19 protein-coding genes are annotated in these 20610 nt (G+C 34.8%); all 19 read right to left on the reverse strand.

The features are described 5' to 3' along the window. Positions 1-60: 60 nt before the first annotated feature. The 19 genes from HMPREF1048_RS05930 to HMPREF1048_RS06020 all read right to left on the reverse strand — a co-directional run bounded on the left by HMPREF1048_RS05930 (position 61) and on the right by HMPREF1048_RS06020 (position 20603). Positions 61-2040 carry a peptide ABC transporter substrate-binding protein gene (locus tag HMPREF1048_RS05930; protein ID WP_000857584.1) on the reverse strand — a complete coding sequence of 660 codons (1980 nt, stop codon included), beginning with the start codon at positions 2038-2040 and terminating at the stop codon, positions 61-63. Positions 2041-2241: 201 nt separating this feature from the next. After that, complete coding sequence (gene glf / locus HMPREF1048_RS05935; protein ID WP_000272499.1) at positions 2242-3345, reverse strand: UDP-galactopyranose mutase; 1104 nt, start codon at positions 3343-3345, stop codon at positions 2242-2244. Between the two features lie 62 nt (positions 3346-3407). Beyond that, a complete protein-coding gene (gene rfbD / locus HMPREF1048_RS05940; protein WP_000600904.1) occupies positions 3408-4259 on the reverse strand; it encodes a dTDP-4-dehydrorhamnose reductase in 852 nt (283 codons plus the stop codon). Between the two features lie 65 nt (positions 4260-4324). Then, complete coding sequence (gene rfbB / locus HMPREF1048_RS05945) at positions 4325-5374, reverse strand: dTDP-glucose 4,6-dehydratase (RefSeq protein WP_000141497.1); 1050 nt, start codon at positions 5372-5374, stop codon at positions 4325-4327. 12 nt (positions 5375-5386) lie between these two features. Next, on the reverse strand, positions 5387-5980 hold the full coding sequence (locus HMPREF1048_RS05950) for a dTDP-4-dehydrorhamnose 3,5-epimerase family protein (protein WP_000128959.1): 594 nt from the start codon (positions 5978-5980) through the stop codon (positions 5387-5389). Beyond that, positions 5981-6850 (reverse strand): glucose-1-phosphate thymidylyltransferase RfbA, encoded by an 870-nt coding sequence (gene rfbA, locus HMPREF1048_RS05955; RefSeq protein WP_000676135.1) that lies wholly within the window; start codon positions 6848-6850, stop codon positions 5981-5983. It abuts the gene before it with no gap. 436 nt (positions 6851-7286) lie between these two features. After that, the gene (locus HMPREF1048_RS13585) at positions 7287-7409 is read right to left on the reverse strand and encodes a hypothetical protein (protein ID WP_004248655.1); all 123 of its coding nucleotides are present in this window, start codon (positions 7407-7409) and stop codon (positions 7287-7289) included. A 186-nt stretch (positions 7410-7595) separates the two neighbouring features. Next, positions 7596-8780 carry a capsular polysaccharide biosynthesis protein Cps4L gene (cps4L, locus tag HMPREF1048_RS05965; protein ID WP_000695338.1) on the reverse strand — a complete coding sequence of 395 codons (1185 nt, stop codon included), beginning with the start codon at positions 8778-8780 and terminating at the stop codon, positions 7596-7598. Then, a complete protein-coding gene (gene cps4K, locus HMPREF1048_RS05970) occupies positions 8781-10010 on the reverse strand; it encodes a capsular polysaccharide biosynthesis protein Cps4K (protein WP_000594469.1) in 1230 nt (409 codons plus the stop codon). Between the two features lie 100 nt (positions 10011-10110). Then, positions 10111-11166 carry a capsular polysaccharide biosynthesis protein Cps4J gene (cps4J, locus tag HMPREF1048_RS05975; RefSeq protein ID WP_000077422.1) on the reverse strand — a complete coding sequence of 352 codons (1056 nt, stop codon included), beginning with the start codon at positions 11164-11166 and terminating at the stop codon, positions 10111-10113. 1 nt (position 11167) lies between these two features. Further along, positions 11168-11572, reverse strand: a complete 405-nt coding sequence (gene tagD / locus HMPREF1048_RS05980; RefSeq protein WP_000832257.1) for a glycerol-3-phosphate cytidylyltransferase — start codon at positions 11570-11572, stop codon at positions 11168-11170. After that, positions 11569-12423, reverse strand: a complete 855-nt coding sequence (locus HMPREF1048_RS05985; protein ID WP_000611639.1) for a LicD family protein — start codon at positions 12421-12423, stop codon at positions 11569-11571. Before HMPREF1048_RS05985 ends, tagD begins: the two co-directional genes overlap by 4 nt. Before the next feature lie 113 nt (positions 12424-12536). Beyond that, the gene (locus tag HMPREF1048_RS05990) at positions 12537-13625 is read right to left on the reverse strand and encodes an EpsG family protein (protein WP_000622251.1); all 1089 of its coding nucleotides are present in this window, start codon (positions 13623-13625) and stop codon (positions 12537-12539) included. Next, on the reverse strand, positions 13622-15061 hold the full coding sequence (locus HMPREF1048_RS05995; RefSeq protein WP_000036537.1) for a flippase: 1440 nt from the start codon (positions 15059-15061) through the stop codon (positions 13622-13624). Before HMPREF1048_RS05995 ends, HMPREF1048_RS05990 begins: the two co-directional genes overlap by 4 nt. A gap of 15 nt (positions 15062-15076) precedes the next feature. Continuing rightward, positions 15077-15997 (reverse strand): glycosyltransferase family 2 protein, encoded by a 921-nt coding sequence (locus HMPREF1048_RS06000; protein ID WP_001222838.1) that lies wholly within the window; start codon positions 15995-15997, stop codon positions 15077-15079. Next, the gene (locus tag HMPREF1048_RS06005; protein ID WP_000756508.1) at positions 15994-17103 is read right to left on the reverse strand and encodes a glycosyltransferase family 4 protein; all 1110 of its coding nucleotides are present in this window, start codon (positions 17101-17103) and stop codon (positions 15994-15996) included. Before HMPREF1048_RS06005 ends, HMPREF1048_RS06000 begins: the two co-directional genes overlap by 4 nt. Next, positions 17100-18194, reverse strand: a complete 1095-nt coding sequence (locus tag HMPREF1048_RS06010) for a glycosyltransferase family 1 protein (RefSeq protein ID WP_000590692.1) — start codon at positions 18192-18194, stop codon at positions 17100-17102. The genes HMPREF1048_RS06005 and HMPREF1048_RS06010 overlap by 4 nt, the downstream gene beginning before the upstream one ends. A 16-nt stretch (positions 18195-18210) precedes the next feature. Beyond that, on the reverse strand, positions 18211-19368 hold the full coding sequence (locus tag HMPREF1048_RS06015; RefSeq protein ID WP_232616441.1) for a glycosyltransferase: 1158 nt from the start codon (positions 19366-19368) through the stop codon (positions 18211-18213). An 8-nt stretch (positions 19369-19376) separates the two neighbouring features. Then, the gene (locus HMPREF1048_RS06020) at positions 19377-20603 is read right to left on the reverse strand and encodes a glycosyltransferase family 4 protein (RefSeq protein ID WP_004248660.1); all 1227 of its coding nucleotides are present in this window, start codon (positions 20601-20603) and stop codon (positions 19377-19379) included. Between the last annotated feature and the right edge of the window lie 7 nt (positions 20604-20610).

A 20610-nucleotide genomic window follows, 5' to 3' on the forward strand; every position in this document is an offset into this window, starting at 1 on the left:
GCCATCAATTCATTTTCGAGAAAGTAAAAGAAGTTAGCGAATAACTAACTTCTTTTTATCTTATTTCACATGTTTTGCAAGTTCTTCTTGCGCTTTTTTATTAGATTCTTCTTTTTCTTTCATCCATTTATCTTGGGCTTTTTGGTATTCCTCTACAGTGACTGCCTTGTCTTGAAGTTCAAGGTATTTGTAGCGGAGCGGATCGCTTGTCCCCTTGTTACCTGCGAAAGCGAAAGGTAAAGTAAATGGTACCATCTTAGACAAAATTGGACGCCCTGTACGAGATGTCGTTGGAATGACTAGGGCACTATCTGTCAACCATGCTTGAGCTTCGGCATACTTGTTATAACGTTTTGTAACATCTGTAGTTTCTTCCCCTGCTTCATTGACCATTTTATCATAATCATTGAGACCGACCTTCTTAGCCGCCTCATTGTCTTTTCCTGAATCAAATCCTAGGTAAGTTCTCGTATTTTCTCCTACAGAAGGCTTGATAATGTCAAGATAAGTTGATGGATCTGAGAAATCTGGTCCCCATCCAACGTTATCAGAAATATCCCAATCCTCACCAGCAGCAGTTTGTGCAAACAAAGTTACATTAAGCACTTCATCTTTTTGCAATTGTTGGATATCAATAATGACATTATCAGTTCCTAAAGTCGCTTCCAAGGATTGTTTCATAGATTGGACGCGCTGAACTTTTGTAGTTGCTGTTTGATCAACAGGCATATCTAGGTGAATTGGGAATTGTACTCCCTCAACTTGCAAAGCTGACTTGGCTTTGGCAAATTCTGCCTTGGCTTTTTCTGGATTATAAAGACCATCTTGTGCATCAGCAAGATTAACATCCTTCCATTCATCCCCGTAAGTCACCAATTTTTCTTTGACCATATCGCCAAAGTTTTTACCATCTGATTGAACAAATGTTGGCGGAACAAAGATATTACGTAAGATTTTGCTTGCTCCAGTTTGTCCATTCAGCTGAGAGGCATAGGCTGTACGATCAAATCCAAAGGCAATAGCCTGACGAAAATCCTTGTTTAAGAGAGCCTTTTTAGTAGATGTCTTTTGTTCTTCGCTAGTCTTAGAAGTATATTTATAGGACTGACGGTCAATATTTGTCCCCACTACATAAGTCGTAGAGTCCTGTTGTGTATAGACAATATTGTCCTTCATCTCTTTCTCAAGCTCTGCAAAACTTGCACTTGTTGGATAGAGACGAGCTGCTGAAAGGCTACCGTCTTTAAAGTTTTCTGCAGGTTTACTAGTATCTTGACCGTCCCAGAATGACAATTTGACTTTGTCAATATGGACATTGTCCTTATCCCAGTAGTTTGGATTCTTCGCAAATTCAACAGCAGATTTGGTTACAATAGATTTCAACAAATAAGGGCCATTGTACAAGATACTGCTTGGATCTGTTGCTTTGGCAAAATCATCCCCTTTTGAATTCAAAAACTCTCCATTAACTGGTGCTAAGACACCCATTGTTGTTTTAGAATTCCAAAAACTTTCAGGTTTGTTCAATGTGTATTGAACTGTTTGATCATCAATCGCCTTAATCCCAACTTGAGAGAAATCTTTATTTTCCCCCTTAGCGTAGGCGTCCAAACCTTTAATAGAATCTTGTACCAAGTAAAGGGCTTCAGATTTCTTATCTGCCGCATATTTAAGACCTGTCACAAAATCCTGAGCCTTAACAGGAGCATATTCTTCACCTTCAGATGTGTACCACTTGGCATCCTGACGAATCTTATAAGTGTAGGTCAAACCATCTTTAGAAACTGACCAGTCCTCTGCCATAGAGGGAACAAGATTCCCATAACGGTCATTTTCAAGCAATCCATCAATCACATTACTAGTAATGTTTGAAGTAGCTGCCTTACTGGTTGTTAAGTAGTTGAGATTATCTGGGTCTGTCTCGTAGGTAAATGCAAAGGTCTGTTCACCTTTAGCGCCTGAGCCCCCTGAACAAGCAGCTAAAACACCCGCTGCTAATAAAGTCACTCCCGCAAGAGCCAATACTTTTCTTGTTTTCATAGTCTTCTCCTTTGTTTTTTTATTCATTATAGACCCTTTTTCAAGTCCTTTCAATACAATTTTCTGAATTTTTGAAAATTATTTTTTAAACAATAAGTTTGCAAAAATATGAATAATATCAAAAAATCCCTCAACTACATTACATAGTCAAGGAATTTTTAATACTTTTATAAATGAGAACTGGTGGTCAATTTTACTTATTTAATCTAACTCATTTCTCACACACTGCAAGGCTGCTCCAATTACTTGGTGCATATCGTAATAACGATAGTGTCCTAAACGACCACCAAAGATAACATTCCCTTGCTCATCGGCCAATTTTTTATACGATTTATACAAATGATTATTACGATCATTATTAACTGGATAATAAGGCTCATCACCTTTTTCCCATGTTTTGGAATGTTCTTTAGTAATGATAGTCTTTGCTTGACTCCCAAACTCAAAATGTTTGTGTTCAATAATGCGAGTATATGGGGTATCAGCATCCGTATAGTTCACAACTGCATTTCCTTGGTAATTTTCCATATCCAGGGTCTCATTTTCAAAACGAAGACTACGATACTCTAGTTCACCCAACTTATAATCGAAGAATTCATCAATCATACCGGTAAAGACAATCTTAGGGAAGTCCTTCATATATTGCTCTTTATTCGCAAAGAAATCAACATTTGTTTCTACATCAATGTTTTCATGATCCAACATTTTTTCAACTATCTGAGTATAACCACCAATTGGAATTCCTTGATAGGTATCGTTAAAATAGTTGTTATCATAGGTCAGGCGTACTGGCAAACGGCGAATGATAAAGGCTGGAAGTTCCGTAGTTGGCTTGCCCCACTGTTTCTCTGTATAGTCCTTGATTAATTTTTCGTAGATGTCTGTACCTACAAGAGATATCGCCTGTTCTTCCAAATTTTCAGGAGTTTTACCATTTAAAACCGCACGTTGCTCATCAATCTTAGCTTGTGCTTCTGCTGGCGTTACAACTCCCCAAAGTTTATTGAAAGTATTCATATTGAAAGGAAGGTTATAAATCTCTCCCTTATAGTTTGCAACTGGAGAGTTTGTGTAACGGTTAAACTCTGCAAACTGATTTACATAATCCCAAATCTCCTTATCAGAAGTATGGAAAATATGAGCACCATACTGATGAACTTGAATTCCTTCCTCTTCACGAGTATGGATATTACCCGCGATATGATTTCGTTTCTCAATGACTTTTACTTTTTTTCCTTTTAAGGCTGCTTCATGGGCAAAAACTGCACCAAAAAGACCAGCACCAACGATAAGATAATCGTACATCTTAAGCTCCTTTGGAGTTTATTATCTGCCTCTTTTATTAGACTAGAAAATCATTCTATTGCTTATCTTACTTCTTGTTTGTAAAATTCTTTCAAGGCATCTTGCCAGGTTGGAATGACAAATCCAGTAGCTTTAGCTTTAGAAAGGCTCAGTGTTGAGTTTAGCGGACGTTTAGCTTTTGCTGGAAATTGACTTGAATCTACTGGCTTGATTTCCACATCTGTATCTTTCAAAATTTCAACTGCAAAATCATACCAAGTTGTGTCTTCTGTTGCATCATTTGACAAATGATAGTAACCAAATTCCTTGCGGTTTTCAGCCAGGTAGGTCATGAACTCAGCCAAGGTACGAGTCCAAGTCGGACGACCGTGCTGGTCATTTACAACTGTTAAAGTCTTATGATTTTTCGCAAGATTTTGCATGGTAAAAACGAAATTTTTGCCATAATTTCCAAATACCCAGGCAGTACGGATAATATAGAAATTAGACACATGCTTCTCAACTAACTCTTCCCCCATACGCTTAGTGCGTCCATATTCTGTCTGTGGATCTGGTCGGTCATCAACTTCCCACTCTTGTCCAACTGGTTTCTTACCGTCAAAGACATAGTCGGTAGAAATATAAACTAGAGTTGCACCATGCTTTTCAGATGCTTTTGCGACATTCTCTGTCCCTATAACATTGATGGCAAAGTCCAATTCTTTTCCTTCATCCTCTGCTGCATCAACAGCGGTGTAGGCTGCACAGTGGTAGACTAAAGTTGGTTTCACCTCTTCAAAAACTTTCTCAACCATTTCTGCATTGGTAATGTCCATTTCAGCCACATCTACTGCTACGTATTCTTCATTACGCTCATCCAATAAATAACGAAGTTCAGTTCCTAATTGACCATTTGCTCCTGTAATTAAAATCATATCTATACCTTTCTAATTTGTAACTCTTTCCACTATAGCAATAAAAAGCAGTTATTTCCTGCTTTTTATACTGTAATAATCTCCTGAGTCTTAGCATAATTAGCTTCAACAGCTTCTTTCTCTGCTTTCCACCATTCTTGATTATCTGTATACCACTTGATTGTTTCTTTGAGTCCAGCTTCAAAATTGGTAAATTCAGGTTTCCAGCCCAACTCATCACGGAGTTTACTTGCGTCAATCGCATAGCGAAGGTCATGTCCTGCACGGTCAGTCACATGATCATAGGCATCCTCAGCTTGTCCCATTTTCTTAAGGATAAGTTCCAAAACTTCCTTGTTATTCTTCTCGCCATCAGCCCCAATCAAGTAGGTTTCACCAATTTTCCCTTTTGTCAATATTGTCCAAACACCTGAAGAATGATCATTAGTATGAATCCAGTCACGAACGTTCTTACCTTCACCGTAAAGTTTTGGCTTGATTCCACTTAGGATGTTAGTAATCTGACGTGGGATGAATTTTTCAATGTGTTGATAAGGACCGTAGTTATTTGAACAGTTAGAAATCGTTGCCTTGACACCAAATGATCGTACCCAGGCTTTGACAATCAAGTCTGAAGCGGCCTTCGTTGATGAGTACGGAGAACTTGGGTTGTATTTTGTTTCAGCAGTAAATTTCTCACCTGGTCCTTCACCATGACCTGGCAAATCCTCACGTAGAGGAAGATCACCATAAACCTCGTCTGTAGATACATGGTGGAAACGAAGATCGTATTTACGTGCTGCTTCCAAAAGAGTATAGGTTCCGATGAAATTTGTATAGATAAATGGTGATGGATCATTCAGCGAATTGTCATTGTGGCTTTCCGCTGCATAGTGAACGATAGCATCTGCTTGAGCAGCCAACTTGTCTACCAACTCCACATCAGCAATGTCACCAACAACTAACTCAACACGATCACCTAAAATTTCCTCAATATTAGCGCGATTTCCAGCATAAGTCAACTTATCTAGGACTGTCACGCGAACATCTGGACAGTTCTCGTAAACATAATGGACAAAGTTAGAACCGATAAAACCAGCTCCACCTGTCACGATAATATTTTTGTATTCAGTCATATTCTTTCCTTTTTACAAATCTTCTTTTTTCAAAGGTTTTACATCCTTAAGTAGTGGATGATTTTTATCTGCTTCTGAAACCTCTGCTTCTGCAAGATTTTCCCATTCAATACCAAGGCTTGGATCAGCGTAGTTCACAAAGGCATACTTGGGTTTGAGTTCAAGAGCCCAGTAATCATTGACCAGATAACTATAAGAAACTGTATCTGATAGGACTTGGAAACCATTAGCCACACCTCGAGGAACAAAAATTCCCTTGCTTGCATCAATGACCGTCTGATAGGTATTCCCAAAGGTTTCACCCTCGCGTAGATCAATCCAAGAACCCAGAACTTTCCCATCATCTGCTACAGAGATGTACTTATCCCAAGGTTCTGCGTGGAGGCCACGGAGAACATTTTTACGTGAGAAGGATACATTGTTTTGCAATTTTCCTTCTGCAAAGAAAGACTCTGGGAAACCAAGGGGGAGCATTTTTTCCTTTTGGAAATTTTCTTTAAACCAGCCACGATTATCACCATGAACAGGGATATCAAATTCCAACATGCCTGGAATAGCCTCAACCTTGCGAACCGCAAGCGTCTTGCCGAAAAATTCATCTGTCATCTATGCTTCTCCAATCAAACGGAGCAAATACTGCCCGTATTCATTTTTCTTAAGTGGTTGGGCTAAAGCCAATACATCTTCGCGACTGATATAGCCCATACGGTAAGCAATTTCTTCTAAGTTTGCCACCTGAACATTTTGCATCCGTTGGACTGTTTCGATATACTGTGAAGCCTCTAGTAAACTTTCATGAGTTCCAGTATCTAGCCAAGCAAAGCCACGTCCCATAACCTCAACGGATAGATCTCCACGATCTAGATAAGCCTTGTTAACATCTGTAATTTCCAATTCACCACGCGGGCTTGGTTTAATACTTTTAGCAATTTCTACTACATCATTATCGTAGAAATAGAGACCTGTAACTGCATAATTTGAACGTGGATGCTCTGGCTTTTCTTCGATAGAAATAGCGTTCATATCCTTGTCAAACTCAACAACGCCAAAGCGTTCTGGATCCTTCACATGATAGCCAAACACAGTTGCTCCTGACTCCTTACTAGCTGCCTTTTGTAGCATTTTAGAAAGGCCAGGTCCATGATAGATATTGTCGCCTAAGATCAGAGCAACTCTATCATCACCAATAAATTCTTCACCAATAATAAAGGCTTGTGCCAAACCATCTGGACTCGGTTGCTCTGCATAAGACAATTGAATCCCCAACTCAGAGCCATCTTGAAGAAGCTCTTTGAATCGATGCAAATCCTGTGGAGTTGAGATAATCAAAATATCTCTAATCCCAGCCAACATCAATGTTGAAAGTGGGTAGTAAATCATCGGTTTATCATAAACCGGCATCAGTTGCTTTGATGCAGCTCGAGTCAAAGGATACAAGCGAGTTCCTGAACCACCCGCGAGAATAATACCTTTCATAGTGGGGTACCTTTCTTTGTTGTTTTAGAGTCAATTACTATTAATTGTGTACTGCTCTAAAAGAAAAACAATCATCACATTTTTCATATTATCATCTAAAAAATACAGAAAAACTCTTCTTTATCTATAAAAATTCACTTACTTCATATTACATTTAGCATGAAATAAGCGAATTCTACTTTGTTTGCATACAATTAAAAATCAATTCCTAAGAATGTTTCAAATAACTGTGTAAGAGGCATAATTTCACCATTTCTTAGTTTTTCAATGCTAAATTACATAGTAATCAGAGATCCATTAAAAATCTCTAACTTCCTCATCGTAAAAAAATGACAATAAGATACTTATTGATTTCAATTCATTAACAGAATACGAACTAGACAAGTGAGTTCGTCTCCTTAACAAACACTTCCAAGCGTTTACTTTCCTCATTCAGTCATCGTAATCTACAACTTACATCATCAGATAAGTCATACTCACCATTTATAATAGGTAGAATATATTGTTTTCCTTCTTCAGTCTTCTCTTCAATAAGCAAATTTTTAAAAATTACTGCCATTATTATCACCTCGCTGCAATTGTTAAAGTGTTGTTGCTTTATTCTATCAAACATAAGGCGCAAAAACAAGTCATAATCCGATAGAATGGCAATCCCCTCTACTGTCAAAGAAGCCATTTCTATCGAATTCGTTCAATTTTATTCCTGTTCTATTAAGAATTGATTATTTTATTAAAAATATACAATTCAGTTTTTCCGCCAAACTATTTTATCCACTATCCCTGTATAGCTCTGTATTATCTTAACAACTTTAGTAGAGACATTTTCCTCAACATAATCTGGAACCGGTAATCCAAAATCCTCATCTTCTGCCAAGCTAACAGCAGTTTCAACTGCTTGAAGAAGAGAATTTTCATCAATACCTGCCAAAATAAATCCTGCCTTATCTAGGGACTCAGGACGTTCTGTACTTGTACGAATACATACAGCAGGAAAAGGGTAACCTTGACTAGTAAAGAAACTACTTTCTTCTGGTAAAGTTCCCGAATCAGATACTACAACAAACGCATTCATCTGTAAACAATTATAATCATGGAAGCCTAGTGGCTCATGCTGAATCACACGTTTATCTAATTCAAAACTGCTCTCTTTTAATCTTTTCTTAGATCGAGGATGGCAAGAATACAAGATTGGCATATTATACTTTTCAGCTAATTTATTAATTGCTGTGAAGAGAGAGAGAAAATTTTTATCTGTATCAATATTTTCCTCACGGTGAGCTGAAAGTAGGATATATTCTCCTTTTTTCAATCCCAAACGTTCATGGATATCTGAAGACTTAATGGCAGATAAATTTTTATGTAACACTTCTGCCATAGGAGAACCAGTTACGTACGTGCGCTCTTTAGGTAAACCACACTCATGTAAATACTTTCGAGCATGTTCAGAGTATGCTAAGTTAACATCTGAAATAATATCAACAATCCGACGATTAGTCTCTTCGGGCAAACACTCATCCTTACAGCGATTGCCAGCCTCCATATGAAAAATTGGAATATGTAAACGCTTGGCAGCAATAGCTGATAGACAAGAATTTGTATCCCCTAAAATCAATAAAGCATCTGGTTTAATTTGATTCATCAATTTGTATGAAGTATTGATAATATTCCCTACAGTAGCACCAAGATCATCTCCGACAGCATCCATGTATACATCTGGAGTGTCTAAACCTAAATCATCGAAGAAAATACCATTTAAATTGTAATCATAGTTTTGTCCAGTATGCGCCAAAACAACATCAAAATACTTTCGACATTTAGTAATAACACTACTTAGACGTATAATCTCTGGACGTGTTCCCACAATAATCAATAACTTAAGTTTGCCATTATCTTTAAAACGAATATCACTATAATCTGTCTTAATTTTCATTTATTTCTCCACTTGTTCAAAAAAAGTATCTGGATGGCTAGGATCAAATGACTCATTAGCCCACATTACAGTAACTAGATTTTCTGTATCGGAAAGATTAATAATATTATGTGCATAGCCCGGTATCATATGTATTGCCTCAATCTTATCGCCCGACACTTCAAAGTTTAGAATAGGATATTCTTGTCCGTTTTCATCCAGCCCTATCCTACGCTCTTGTATTAAAGCACGACCAGAAACAACCATGAAAAATTCCCACTTAGAATGATGCCAATGTTGCCCTTTGGTAATGCCAGGTTTGGAAATATTGACAGAAAATTGACCTGCATTTTCTGTTTTTAATAGTTCTGTAAAACTACCTCGTTCATCTATATTCATTTTTAGAGGAAACTTAAACTTATCTACTGGTAAATAAGATAGGTAGGTAGAATACAATTTCTTTTCAAACGATCCTTGAGGAATTTCAGGCATAACTAAACTATCAGGCTGTTTTTTAAATGTTTCTAATAGAGAGACAATCTCTCCTAAGGTTGCACGATGAGTCGTTGGTACATAGCAGTAGTTTCCTGATGGGCTAGGTAAGATTTGTAATCCATCTAGATTACAACGATGAGGATTTCCTTCCAATGCAGTTATACACTCTTGTATCAAATCATCAATATATAGCAACTCCAATTCTACACTTGGATCATTTACTTGAATAGGCAAATCGTGAGCTAGATTATGACAGAAAGTTGCTACAGCAGAATTATAGTTAGGACGACACCACTTCCCATAAAGATTTGGGAAACGGTAAACTAAGACAGGTGCTCCCGTTTTCTTTCCATATTCGAAGAAGAGTTCTTCCCCTGCTAGCTTAGATTGTCCATATACAGAGTTCGAAAATCGGCCTTCTAAACTAGCTTGAGTAGAACTCGAGAGTAGAACAGGACAAGTGTTTTCATACTTTTCTAAAATCTCCAATAATCTACTTGAAAAACCGTAATTTCCCTCCATAAATTCATCAGGATTCTGTGGACGATTGACACCAGCTAAATGAAATACAAAATCGGCCTTCTTACAATATTCTTCTAATAAAATCGGATCTGTATCACGATCATACTGAAAAATCTCTCCAATCTCTAAATTAGGACGAGTTCTATCTCGTCCATCTTTCAAAGCTTCCAGAGTACAGATAAGATTTTTTCCTACAAATCCTTTCGCTCCTGTGATTAAAATATTTTTAATCATGCGCCCCCCTTGTTTTATATGCTATTTTAATAGTCAACTCTCTCGACAATACAATGATACATTATATATCCTTGATAATTTTAATGTATCTTAAAAGATTTTACAGCTCTTCATCTGCTACCATATCACGAATTGCTGTCTGTATTTCATCTAATTCTAGCAACTTTCTTTTAACTTGCTCTACATCCATCAAATCAGTATTATTACTATTGAATTCTGTCAACAAATTTCTATTCGTACTGCCATCTTTGAAATACTTATCATAGTTAAGATTACGATTATCACTAGGAACTCTATAAAAATCACCCAAATCAATTGCATTTGCACACTCTTCATTAGTTAGTAGTGTTTCATACATCTTTTCTCCGTGTCTAATACCTATAATCCTAATATCTTGTTTTGAGACAAAAATTTCTGATACAGCCTTAGCTAAAACTTCAATCGTACATGCTGGTGCTTTCTGAACTAGTATATCTCCAGATTTTCCTTCTTTAAATGCAAATAAAACTAAATCTACTGCTTCTTCCAATGTCATGACAAAACGTGTCATGCTAGGTTCAGTTATTGTAAGATCATTTCCTTGCTTAATCTGCTCAATCCAAAGAGGAACTACAGATCCACGGCTACACAGAACATTCCCATAGCGAGTAACACATATCTTTATATGCTCAGGATTTACCGTCCGTGACTTAGCAACAGCAATCTTTTCCATCATAGCCTTGGATGTTCCCATAGCATTAACAGGATACGCCGCCTTATCTGTAGAAAGACAGATAACTTTCTTTACACCAGCTTCGATAGCTGCAGTAAGGACATTCTCAGTTCCCAAAATGTTAGTTTTTACTGCTTCTACAGGGAAAAATTCACAAGAAGGTACCTGTTTCAGAGCAGCAGCATGAAAAACATAATCCACACCATGCATAGCATTTTTTACCGAAGCCAAGTCCCGCACATCTCCGAGGTAAAAACGGATTTTCCCAGCTACTTCTGGTGCTTTTACCTGAAACTCATGACGCATATCATCTTGTTTTTTTTCATCTCGCGAAAAGATACGAATCTCTGAGATATCTGTTTCTAAAAAACGCTTGAGAACTGCATTCCCAAATGAACCTGTCCCTCCTGTAATTAGAAGAGTTTTTCCTGTAAATTGTGACATATTATTTTCCACCTTTGGTCTTGTTTAAATCTTCTTTAATCTGTGTAGTAGAAATTTCTTCAGTACGAGGTAAATATACTACTTCTACGCCCTCATCTTTCAAAAAATCAAACTTACCTTCCCAATCATCACCAATAACAAAGATATCAGCATAATACTTCTTTACATCTTCTCGTTTTTGTTCCCATGAAATCTCAGGAATTACCAAATCTACATAACGAATAGATTCAAGCAAAATTTTACGTTGTTGATAATCAAAATATGAAATCTTATCTTTTTGAAGATTAAATTCATCAGTAGATAGACCTACTATTAAATAATCTCCCAAATCTTTAGCACGCTTCAATAAATTGATATGACCGTAATGAAGCAAATCAAAAGTCCCGTAAGTAATCACTCTCTTCATTTTTCTTCCTTTCCATATGTTCCTAAATCAATCAAATATGGTCTATGCCCAACACGTTCTTCTAAAGGTGGTAGCTTCATGTACTCACCATAATGTGTAGTCAAGTATTGATGAAAATCACCAGGTAATAAAATTGTGATTTCTTCAAATTTATGTTCAATTAAGGGATATAGTGTTGTTTTTAGAACATACTCTACATTTCTTACCGGAAAATCTAAACAAGCCAATGCAGATTGATTTGTTCCATTATATAATCTAGAAAATTGATCAATTTTTTTGAGTATTAAACTTTTAGGAATTAATCTTAAGCTATAATAAATGCATCTCCTTAGAATAGCTTTTAAAGCTTGAATCAAATTCTCAGGAGCCTTAGAAACAGTTGGCAACATCCTCATCACATATAACTTTTTATAAAACTGTACCGCTTTAAATTGTCTCTCATTTTCTGACTCATTATCTGGAACCTCATCAAATGGAAAAATATCTACATAAATACCACTTTGTGTTTTTAAATTCCTTTGGGCATACTCTAAGAACAAAGTCCCTTTTAACATTAGTTTACTGTAAGAATAGGGTGATTTTCTATCAGAGGAGGGTGATTGTAAATAAAACTCTTCTCCTAAATACTGTTCAGCTACTCTCAAAAAGTTATCATAATTCTCACGTGTCATACCAACATCAATATCGTCATCCCATGGTATAAATCCTTCATGACGTATTGCTCCAAGAGCACTTCCACCAATTAAAAAATACTCTATCTTTTCTTTTTTACATATTCGAATAATTTCTTTTAATATTTTGAGTTCAAGCTTCTGAATCATATCTAATTCATCTGCGCTGTAATTAATCATTTAAAATTCCACTTTCTAAAGAAATAGCTACACCGTATTTCTTTATATTTTTATATTATAGACCACTCTTGTAATGTTTGCAAAGTACAGACATAAAGAATATAAAATCAAAATCAGTTAAATAAATTTGGCAAAAGCGCCTCATAAAAATAGAGAACATTTTCTCTTAGATACCACCAAAAACAAGTAGCACCTACAACTCCGAAAATAATATAAAGTCCGTTCTTTAATTTTATAAATGATCGTTGCATAAATGGTTGTAAAGCTGCAATGGCTATAAAATTTAAAACAACAGTAAAAATTAAATAGCGAGTAAATGCTGTACTAAACATAATTAGGGGTAAAAAAATTGTACTAAAAATGCTATGTTGATACGCCAAGTTTATAAAATTGGTCACTTCCTGAGGGACATTTGAAACTGTTTTTGCAATCTTTCTGAGGTTAATACTAATTAGTAGATTAAAAACATAGTAACTATCATATAATATAAAACCAAGACGAGTCGATTTCGCTGTATAATACATAACACGACTTTTGGTTGCCTCACTCCCTAGCAGTTCAAATATTTTAGTCAAGTAGCTAGAATTATTACCTACCAATAGATTAATAATAATTAACACTGTAGATATAAATACCAATGCCCATAGCATCTTACTAGTATTTTTTTGTCTATAAAAAATAACAAATGGTAAGAAATAAATAATAGATCCATGAAACAGAAACGCTATGAACATCAATCCTATGAATATGAATCGATGATTTTGTGAAAGATAATAGTGTGCTATAAGTGCTACACTAGCTGCTAAAAAGAATCTTAGAACTTCTAAAGTATAAAAGAAATAAAAAAGAGATAATAATAAAATCAGAAGATTATAATTACAATTCAATTTTTTAGCAACAAAATAGAAACATGCTGAGGAGAAAAGGAAAATACATGCTAAAAAAACTTGAAAAGAGATGGAGTGATGTGAAAACCAATCTGCAAAAAAATTATACGCATGGTCTGAAAAATACAGACTACTTTTTCCTACAGCATATCTTGCACGATAATGAGTTAAATCTGAAAATCCTTCTCGGATATTTCCTGCATAGATTAAAAACAAAATCAACCAAGATAAAAAGGCTAGGAAATTTATACGCATCCTATTGACAACGACTAATAGATTTGTTAAAAAACTTATATAAAATAAAGCTGAAATCATCTACTTTTTTTGAATCCTTTCTTTACAAAATCTAATGCTTGAAAAACAAATACATCTCGCGTCAACAAGCTCAAGCCAAAGTAAACTACTATCCCAAGAACGATTTGCTTAATAGTTGTTCCATAATTTGCTGGATATCCTCTGAAGGGAACAATAATAATTATCCCCATTATCATAGAATAAATAAGATATTTAAATAATGACTTCAAAATAGGTAAAACAGGTATATCCTTTGACATTATATAGTATTGAACTATAACAGAAGAAGTAAGTGATACTATAGTCGCTAAACAAACACCTACTACTCCAAACATTGGAGCAAGTAACAAATCTAATAGAATATTTAAAATTGCAGCTAAAGTATTAGAAAAGAATAAGACTTTTGTTTTATTAACTGCAACAAAATACTGACTACCTGAGACTCCTAGTAAAGCATTGCCAACAGCAATAGGAGCAAGCCATTTAAGAGCATCTATAGATGGCATAAAACTTTCGCCTAAAAACCACGGAACAAAAGTATCTGCAATAGCATAAAGGCCAATCGACAATGGAACAGCTAAGAACAAAGAAAATTCAGCTGCAGTTATCAAATACTTTTTCATATTGTCTAACCGTCTATTACGAAATTCATTTGCTATTCGGGGCATCATAACAGAATTTAATACTACTATTAAAGAAAGTGGTATCTGTATAATCTTCTCTGCATTACTATAGTAAGAAACATTGCTGATTCCCGAACTTAAAGACCCTAGAACAATTTTATCAGCAGATAACATAATTTGCATGATGATACTTGGTAAAAATAGTTTGAGACTCCCTAAAATAATCTCCGTAAAACGATGAATATTTATCTTTGGTCTACTAATAAACATCCTTAGTTGACTATAAGCTGATAAATTAGCTACTAAAACAGAGAGTCCATATATGAGTACATATAGAGTTAAATCTGTTTCGCTTTTTACAAATAAGAAGGTCGCTATCGTAAATAATAACTTAGCAATAATGTTTTTTAAGACAACATACTGCATTTCCTCTAAGCCACGATAGAACCAAGTACAGTCAAGAATAGATCCGAAAAGCCAAATAGAGAACAGCTGAAAATAAACTTGATAATTTGAATTTATGTTAGAAAAAATGTATAAGAAGAATAGTGAAAAAAATCCTAAAATAATCTGAATAGCTAAAATACTCCAAAATGCCTCTGATAGTTCCTCTTTATTATCTCTAGTATAGGCACATTCGCGATTTCCATAGTGACCAATACCTAATAAACCTAAAGTGTAAACCAAAGTAACGATTGAATTGACATAATCATAAATTCCTAACTGGTGTGCGCCTAATACTCTAGCAACATATGGAGTAATCAATAGTGGCAATATTAAAACTACCACTTGATAAATTAAGTTATATAGATAATTTTTAGAAATTTTACTCAAAACTCTTCTCTCTCATTATTTTTTCAAAAACACTAATATATCCGATAATAAATTGCGGAATGTAGGATAATAAGTATAATACTTCAATTGGAAATGAACTATTTGCATCAGAGTACCATCTTTTAAAATATCTCTACGTCTCTCAAGAACCATTGCCATATTTTCAAGTTGAGAAATTATTTTTATATCTAAATGTTCTTTACGAGCCACATCAAGTAAGAAAACTGCAATTTGATGACTCGTATCCACTTCAACAACTCGCCGTTCACGATTAAGAGATTGCTTAGGAGCAGAAGCACTTGTTTCGTGGCGACGAAAATGTATTAAGCGTTTTAAGTATAGATATAGAGTTCCTCTTATCATAGCTAGATTCCATAAAATATTATCATGGCCAAATCTATCTATATCATACTTTTCTAACAGAACTATTAACTCACGCTTAACTGCAAAAGTACATCCTGGTCTCATAACAGAAATACTCTTGTTTTTTAACGAAAACGGGACTACAGCACCATTATCTAACTCAACATCCTTAATCTTGACTTTATCATTTCTACCAAAATCGAGAATCTCATAGTTACTAGCCAATAGTTCTATTGATGGCGATTTATGAAACTCTTTTACCATCAGTGAAATTTTATCTTTATTCCAAATATCATCTTGATCACAAAGAAAAACTACATCTCCTGTTGTCTTTTGAAGCGCTTTTCTAAAGTTTTTTCTCCAACCTATATTAGATGAGTTTTTAATCAATATCCAATGATCGAGATGATACTTCTGAATATACATATTAAGTAAATCAACTGTATTATCTGTTGAACAATCATCAACAATAATAACTTCATCAGCCATTAAACTCTGAGTACGAAGCGATTCTAGCTGCTCTAGCAGATAATCTGCTCCATTATAGGTTGTCATTGCAATAGATATCCTCATTTTTCCTCCATAAATTTCAAATGCTCTTCAACCATTGTTTCGATAGTGTAGTTTCTAATGGTAGATAAAGCATTTTGAGATAATTGAACTCGTAATGAGTCATCTTGTAATACTTGGCTTAACTTTTGAAAAATAGCTTTCCAGTCATCGACCCTATCAATAACATATCCATTATAACCATTCGAAACAAGTTCAATTGCAGCAACACATGCAGATGTAGAAATAACAGGAAGTCCCTGCGACATTGCCTCGTTTACAACAAGTCCCCAAACATCCGACTTTGTTGGTAAAACAAATATATCAGATAGCTTGTAGTATTGTTTCAGTTCAGATGTCTGTAAAAAATCAATAAAATGAAAACGGCTATCTTGTCCAATAAGAGTAAGCAAGTATTGTTTGTATTCACTATCGGGACTTGGCCCTACAATTAAACATTGTACATTGTCTGATAAATTCTGAACAGCCTTGATTAGAACATCCACACCTTTACCAGGGATGATTCTACCAACAAATAAAATTGTTTTCTTAGTTGGACTGAATCCCAGTTTCTTTCTTAAAAATTGTTTTTCTTTCTCATCGACAATTTGATATCGTATGTCTTTCTCTGACAAGGAAGTAAATGAATACCGATAAATATTTTCTTTATTCACATGATAATGCGCTAAGAAATCATCACTGGACTGACTTGGGCTAAAATAATAGCAAGGTTTTGTAAGAATAAATTTTTTAAACTGGTATTTTAAAAAATTCTCGCTTTCTGGTATCTTACCACCATCAATTTCTAATACAAACGGTATCTTAGAAAAAACACACTTTAAATAACCAAATAATTCTGTTCGATAAGAATAATTAGTCAAAAAAATATAGTCATATTTTTCAGGAATTAAATACTGAAATATAGCTGAATTTAATTTCTTCTCATCAATATTACCTTCACTTAAAAAAATGGCGGTAAAATTTTTAAAAGTCTCACGGTAATCAAATCTAATATCTTGAGCTCCTGTTGCTTCAAAAATAACAGTTAAATCTACAAATTTCCCAAGTTGATTATAGAAATCCACACGATAAGGCGATGGAATATTAGTTACAAATAATACTTTTTTCATGATTTATCTAGAATTCTTTCATAAGTTTTTGTTAACTTATTAACCATATCAGACAGGTTATAACCCTTAGCAATAATTTTATCAACTGCCCCAGTATCCCGTTCTTTGATCTCCAAAATCGTTTCACACCAATATTTAACTGTTTCATCCAATGATAAAAAACGTATATTATCAGTTAAATTAATCTCACTTGGAACAGTATCAGAAACTACTAATGGTAAACCGTTGACTTGCATCTCTACCATAGCTATACTAAAACCTTCAAAAAGAGATGGGAAAACACCTACATCAAATACATTAATCAATTTGTTCACATTAGAAGACTCACCTAAAAAACTAATCTTATCCAATATTCCTAATTGATTTGCTTGCTTTTTAATAACCTCTTCCAATTCTCCCTTACCAATCAGAACGAGATGAGCATCTTCTCTTTCATGTACAACTTCCGCAAAAACTTTAAGAAGAAAATCATGGTTCTTCTGATAATCAAATCGCCCCACATGGCCAATAACAAATTTATTTTCTAAATTTAATTCCTTACGTAAATCTTTAGATAGTTGTGGACTATAGATGAACTTTTGAACATCAATAGCATTAGGAATAACTTCAAAAGAGTGATTCCCATACAACCACTCTCCTGCTTTTTCCGAACAAGCCCATAGATGAGTAGCATATCTAGGAATTTGCTTCTTGAGTTGCTCATTCAAAAACTTCTTTAATAAACTTTTGTTTGTATAGTTTGTATTATGGCAATGTGAAATACGAATAGGAATATCACACTCTTTTGCAATAGATAAGATTGTACTATTTCCTGCATCAGCATGCGCATGAACTACATCATAATTTCCATCCAACATAATTTGTTTAATTTGGCGATAATTTTTTAGAGGATTCTTTCCTCTGGCAGGAACTCTAAAGATTTTACCCCCAAGATTTAAAATATCTTCATCGCGTACACCTTTGGACAATGTATGGACTAAAAAATCAATTTGAATTTTTTCAGAATGCATTTTTTCATAAACATTCATCATAAAGGTAGATACACCGCCTCTATCCATAGTCCCGCCGTTAACGTATAAAATCTTTATCATATCAACTCCAGTTCCACTAGTATAAATTGAGTATATTTTCCACAAAATACTCTTTTGACAAATTAAAATTAGGATTTCTTTTACATTGACTCACTTCTTTTAGGGATTCTAGTATAGAAGTAACAGTTCTATCACTACACACTATACCGTACATATGTGTACTTTCTATACTCCCCCCAGTTGGGTAGCTCACAACTGGTGTCCCACAGGCAATAGCTTCTAAATTAGTTGTCGGATAATTATCCTGTGTTGTCGGGTTGATAAATACATCTGCCAATGTGTACCAAGCAGAAAGTTCTTCCACACTATCTGTTGTGGCCAGACCAATAATCTCTTTAGGAAGTTTATTCAATTGTTCTTTTGATAACCCTATCAAAACTAATTGTTGATAAGATTTTAGCTGTGCAGATAATTCTAATAAATCATCCAAGCCTTTACGCTGATCCCAGATAGAAGCTATACCAAGCAATACCTGTTTTCCTTCTAAGCGGAATTTTTTTCTCAGTTTCTTAGCCTCTAATAGCCTTGGTTTAAATATAGTAGTATCAATACCATTATGAATGACTGTTACGGGATATTCTTTCAAAAATGAATTTCTTACCAAATTTGCCAACCACTCCGATGGCGTAATAAGCGTTAAATTTGGAATCCCTGTAAACAATTGTTTTTTACGTTTAAAATTTCTAGATGAAAAATCAGTTAATGACTTTGGATAATCGTTTTTTTGACTTGAATGATAGCACCGTCCATTTTTCTCACATTCTAAAGTATCAAAGTAAGCACCATGTCCCGTAAAAGCCCAACAATCATGTAAAGTCCATAAAATCTTCTTTCCACATGTCTTTAAATAGGAAAATAATTCTCCTACATGAATATAGTAGCCATGTAGATTATGAAGATGAATGATATCAGGATTATATTCTTTCACCCAAGTGATAAATTTCCTAGTTGCCGCTTTACTTCCAAAACCAGCATCATCAAAAATTCGAGCTTGTAAGACATGCCTATTTACATCCATTCCAGACCCTATCTTAACCGCGTAATCTCTATACTGTGTCGGCACATGCTCACGTCCATATGCAATCTTAACTTCATGACCCTTTTTTGTTAAAGCGGTTGCGATATCCGTACAAATTCTTCCTGTACTCCTAATACCACAAACACTATTAATCATTAAAATTCTCATGAGGAAAATTCCTCTCTCAAATAATTTTCTAACTGTGCCATAAACTGCTCTTTAGAAAAGTGCTTCTCATAGTAATAACGAGCTTGCTTTCCTAACTCCTTTTGTTCTTCTACAGATAACATGCTGAACTCACAAATATTTTGTGCTAATTGTTCCGCATCTTGTTCAGGACTGACAAAACCACACTTTGCTTCTTCTATAATTGTTTTAGTATCTCCTGAAATTGCACCTATAATTGGTTTCCCTGCCGCCATATAAGATTGTACCTTCCCAGGTATAGTACGAGAAACTATCGAGTCTCCTATTAAAGAAACTAACATAGCATCTGATTTTTTATAGAAGGTAGGCATTTCTTCCAAAGAACGTCTTCCATAAAAGGAAACATTCTTCAACTCCAATTCATAAGCTAATGCTTTCATTCTTAACAATTCCGTACCATCTCCAACAAAATGAAAATGAATTTTCTTGGGTAAATCAGCATTCTTTTCTATCAAGCTGGCAGCTTTCAAAATAGTTTCCAAATTTTGTGCTTTACCAATATTACCAGCAAAAGTTAAGTCAACACTTTCTTTATTAACTTTCGATTCATCAGGGATAAACAGATCTTCTGCATATTGTGGCAAATAAGTAATCTTTTGTTCTAATATATCAAATTGTTTCACAAAATAATTCTTAAATGATGGACTAGTTACAAATATATAATCACTAGCTCGATAAACTTTTTTTGAGATAAATTTAAACAACTTGAAAATCAAGCCATCTTGTTTCACTCCCCCTACAGTTAAACTATCTGGCCAAACATCCATACAATATAGAAACAGAGGCTTCTTGTACTTGTTTTTATAAGCCATACCAGCCCATGCCATCATAACTGGAGACAATTGATTAACGAACACACAGTCAAAATTCGATCCATCTTTCGTTTTATACTTTCCTAATAAAACTCCTAAAGTAGAACTAATTGCAAAGCTAAAATAGTTCAACAATCGAAATACAACACTTTTCTTCCTAGGAATTGTGTAAGAACGATAGATCGTAACACCTTCTATAATCTCACGTCTTTTTTTATTATGACGATAGTCTGCGTATATTTTCCCTTCAGGGTAATTAGGAATCCCAGCTAAAACAGATACCTCATGTCCTTTTCGGACTAAATCTTCGCAAATATCTGACAACCTGAATGGTTCCGGCTTATAATGTTGGCAAACAAATAGTATTTTCATTGTCCAA

It is taken from the genome of Streptococcus mitis SK575, from assembly GCF_000257865.1.
GTDB lineage: Bacteria > Bacillota > Bacilli > Lactobacillales > Streptococcaceae > Streptococcus > Streptococcus mitis_CQ.

Coding starts and splice junctions, on each gene's coding strand:
- HMPREF1048_RS05930 (WP_000857584.1), bottom strand. CDS start 2,040: ATGAAAACAAGAAAAGTATTGGCTCTTGCGGGAGTGACTTTATTAGCA.
- glf (WP_000272499.1), bottom strand. CDS start 3,345: ATGTACGATTATCTTATCGTTGGTGCTGGTCTTTTTGGTGCAGTTTTT.
- rfbD (WP_000600904.1), bottom strand. CDS start 4,259: ATGATTTTAATTACAGGAGCAAATGGTCAATTAGGAACTGAACTTCGT.
- rfbB (WP_000141497.1), bottom strand. CDS start 5,374: ATGACTGAATACAAAAATATTATCGTGACAGGTGGAGCTGGTTTTATC.
- HMPREF1048_RS05950 (WP_000128959.1), bottom strand. CDS start 5,980: ATGACAGATGAATTTTTCGGCAAGACGCTTGCGGTTCGCAAGGTTGAG.
- rfbA (WP_000676135.1), bottom strand. CDS start 6,850: ATGAAAGGTATTATTCTCGCGGGTGGTTCAGGAACTCGCTTGTATCCT.
- HMPREF1048_RS13585 (WP_004248655.1), bottom strand. CDS start 7,409: ATGGCAGTAATTTTTAAAAATTTGCTTATTGAAGAGAAGACTGAAGAA.
- cps4L (WP_000695338.1), bottom strand. CDS start 8,780: ATGAAAATTAAGACAGATTATAGTGATATTCGTTTTAAAGATAATGGC.
- cps4K (WP_000594469.1), bottom strand. CDS start 10,010: ATGATTAAAAATATTTTAATCACAGGAGCGAAAGGATTTGTAGGAAAA.
- cps4J (WP_000077422.1), bottom strand. CDS start 11,166: ATGTCACAATTTACAGGAAAAACTCTTCTAATTACAGGAGGGACAGGT.
- tagD (WP_000832257.1), bottom strand. CDS start 11,572: ATGAAGAGAGTGATTACTTACGGGACTTTTGATTTGCTTCATTACGGT.
- HMPREF1048_RS05985 (WP_000611639.1), bottom strand. CDS start 12,423: ATGATTAATTACAGCGCAGATGAATTAGATATGATTCAGAAGCTTGAA.
- HMPREF1048_RS05990 (WP_000622251.1), bottom strand. CDS start 13,625: ATGATTTCAGCTTTATTTTATATAAGTTTTTTAACAAATCTATTAGTC.
- HMPREF1048_RS06000 (WP_001222838.1), bottom strand. CDS start 15,997: ATGAGGATATCTATTGCAATGACAACCTATAATGGAGCAGATTATCTG.
- HMPREF1048_RS06005 (WP_000756508.1), bottom strand. CDS start 17,103: ATGAAAAAAGTATTATTTGTAACTAATATTCCATCGCCTTATCGTGTG.
- HMPREF1048_RS06010 (WP_000590692.1), bottom strand. CDS start 18,194: ATGATAAAGATTTTATACGTTAACGGCGGGACTATGGATAGAGGCGGT.
- HMPREF1048_RS06015 (WP_232616441.1), bottom strand. CDS start 19,368: ATGATTAATAGTGTTTGTGGTATTAGGAGTACAGGAAGAATTTGTACG.
- HMPREF1048_RS06020 (WP_004248660.1), bottom strand. CDS start 20,603: ATGAAAATACTATTTGTTTGCCAACATTATAAGCCGGAACCATTCAGG.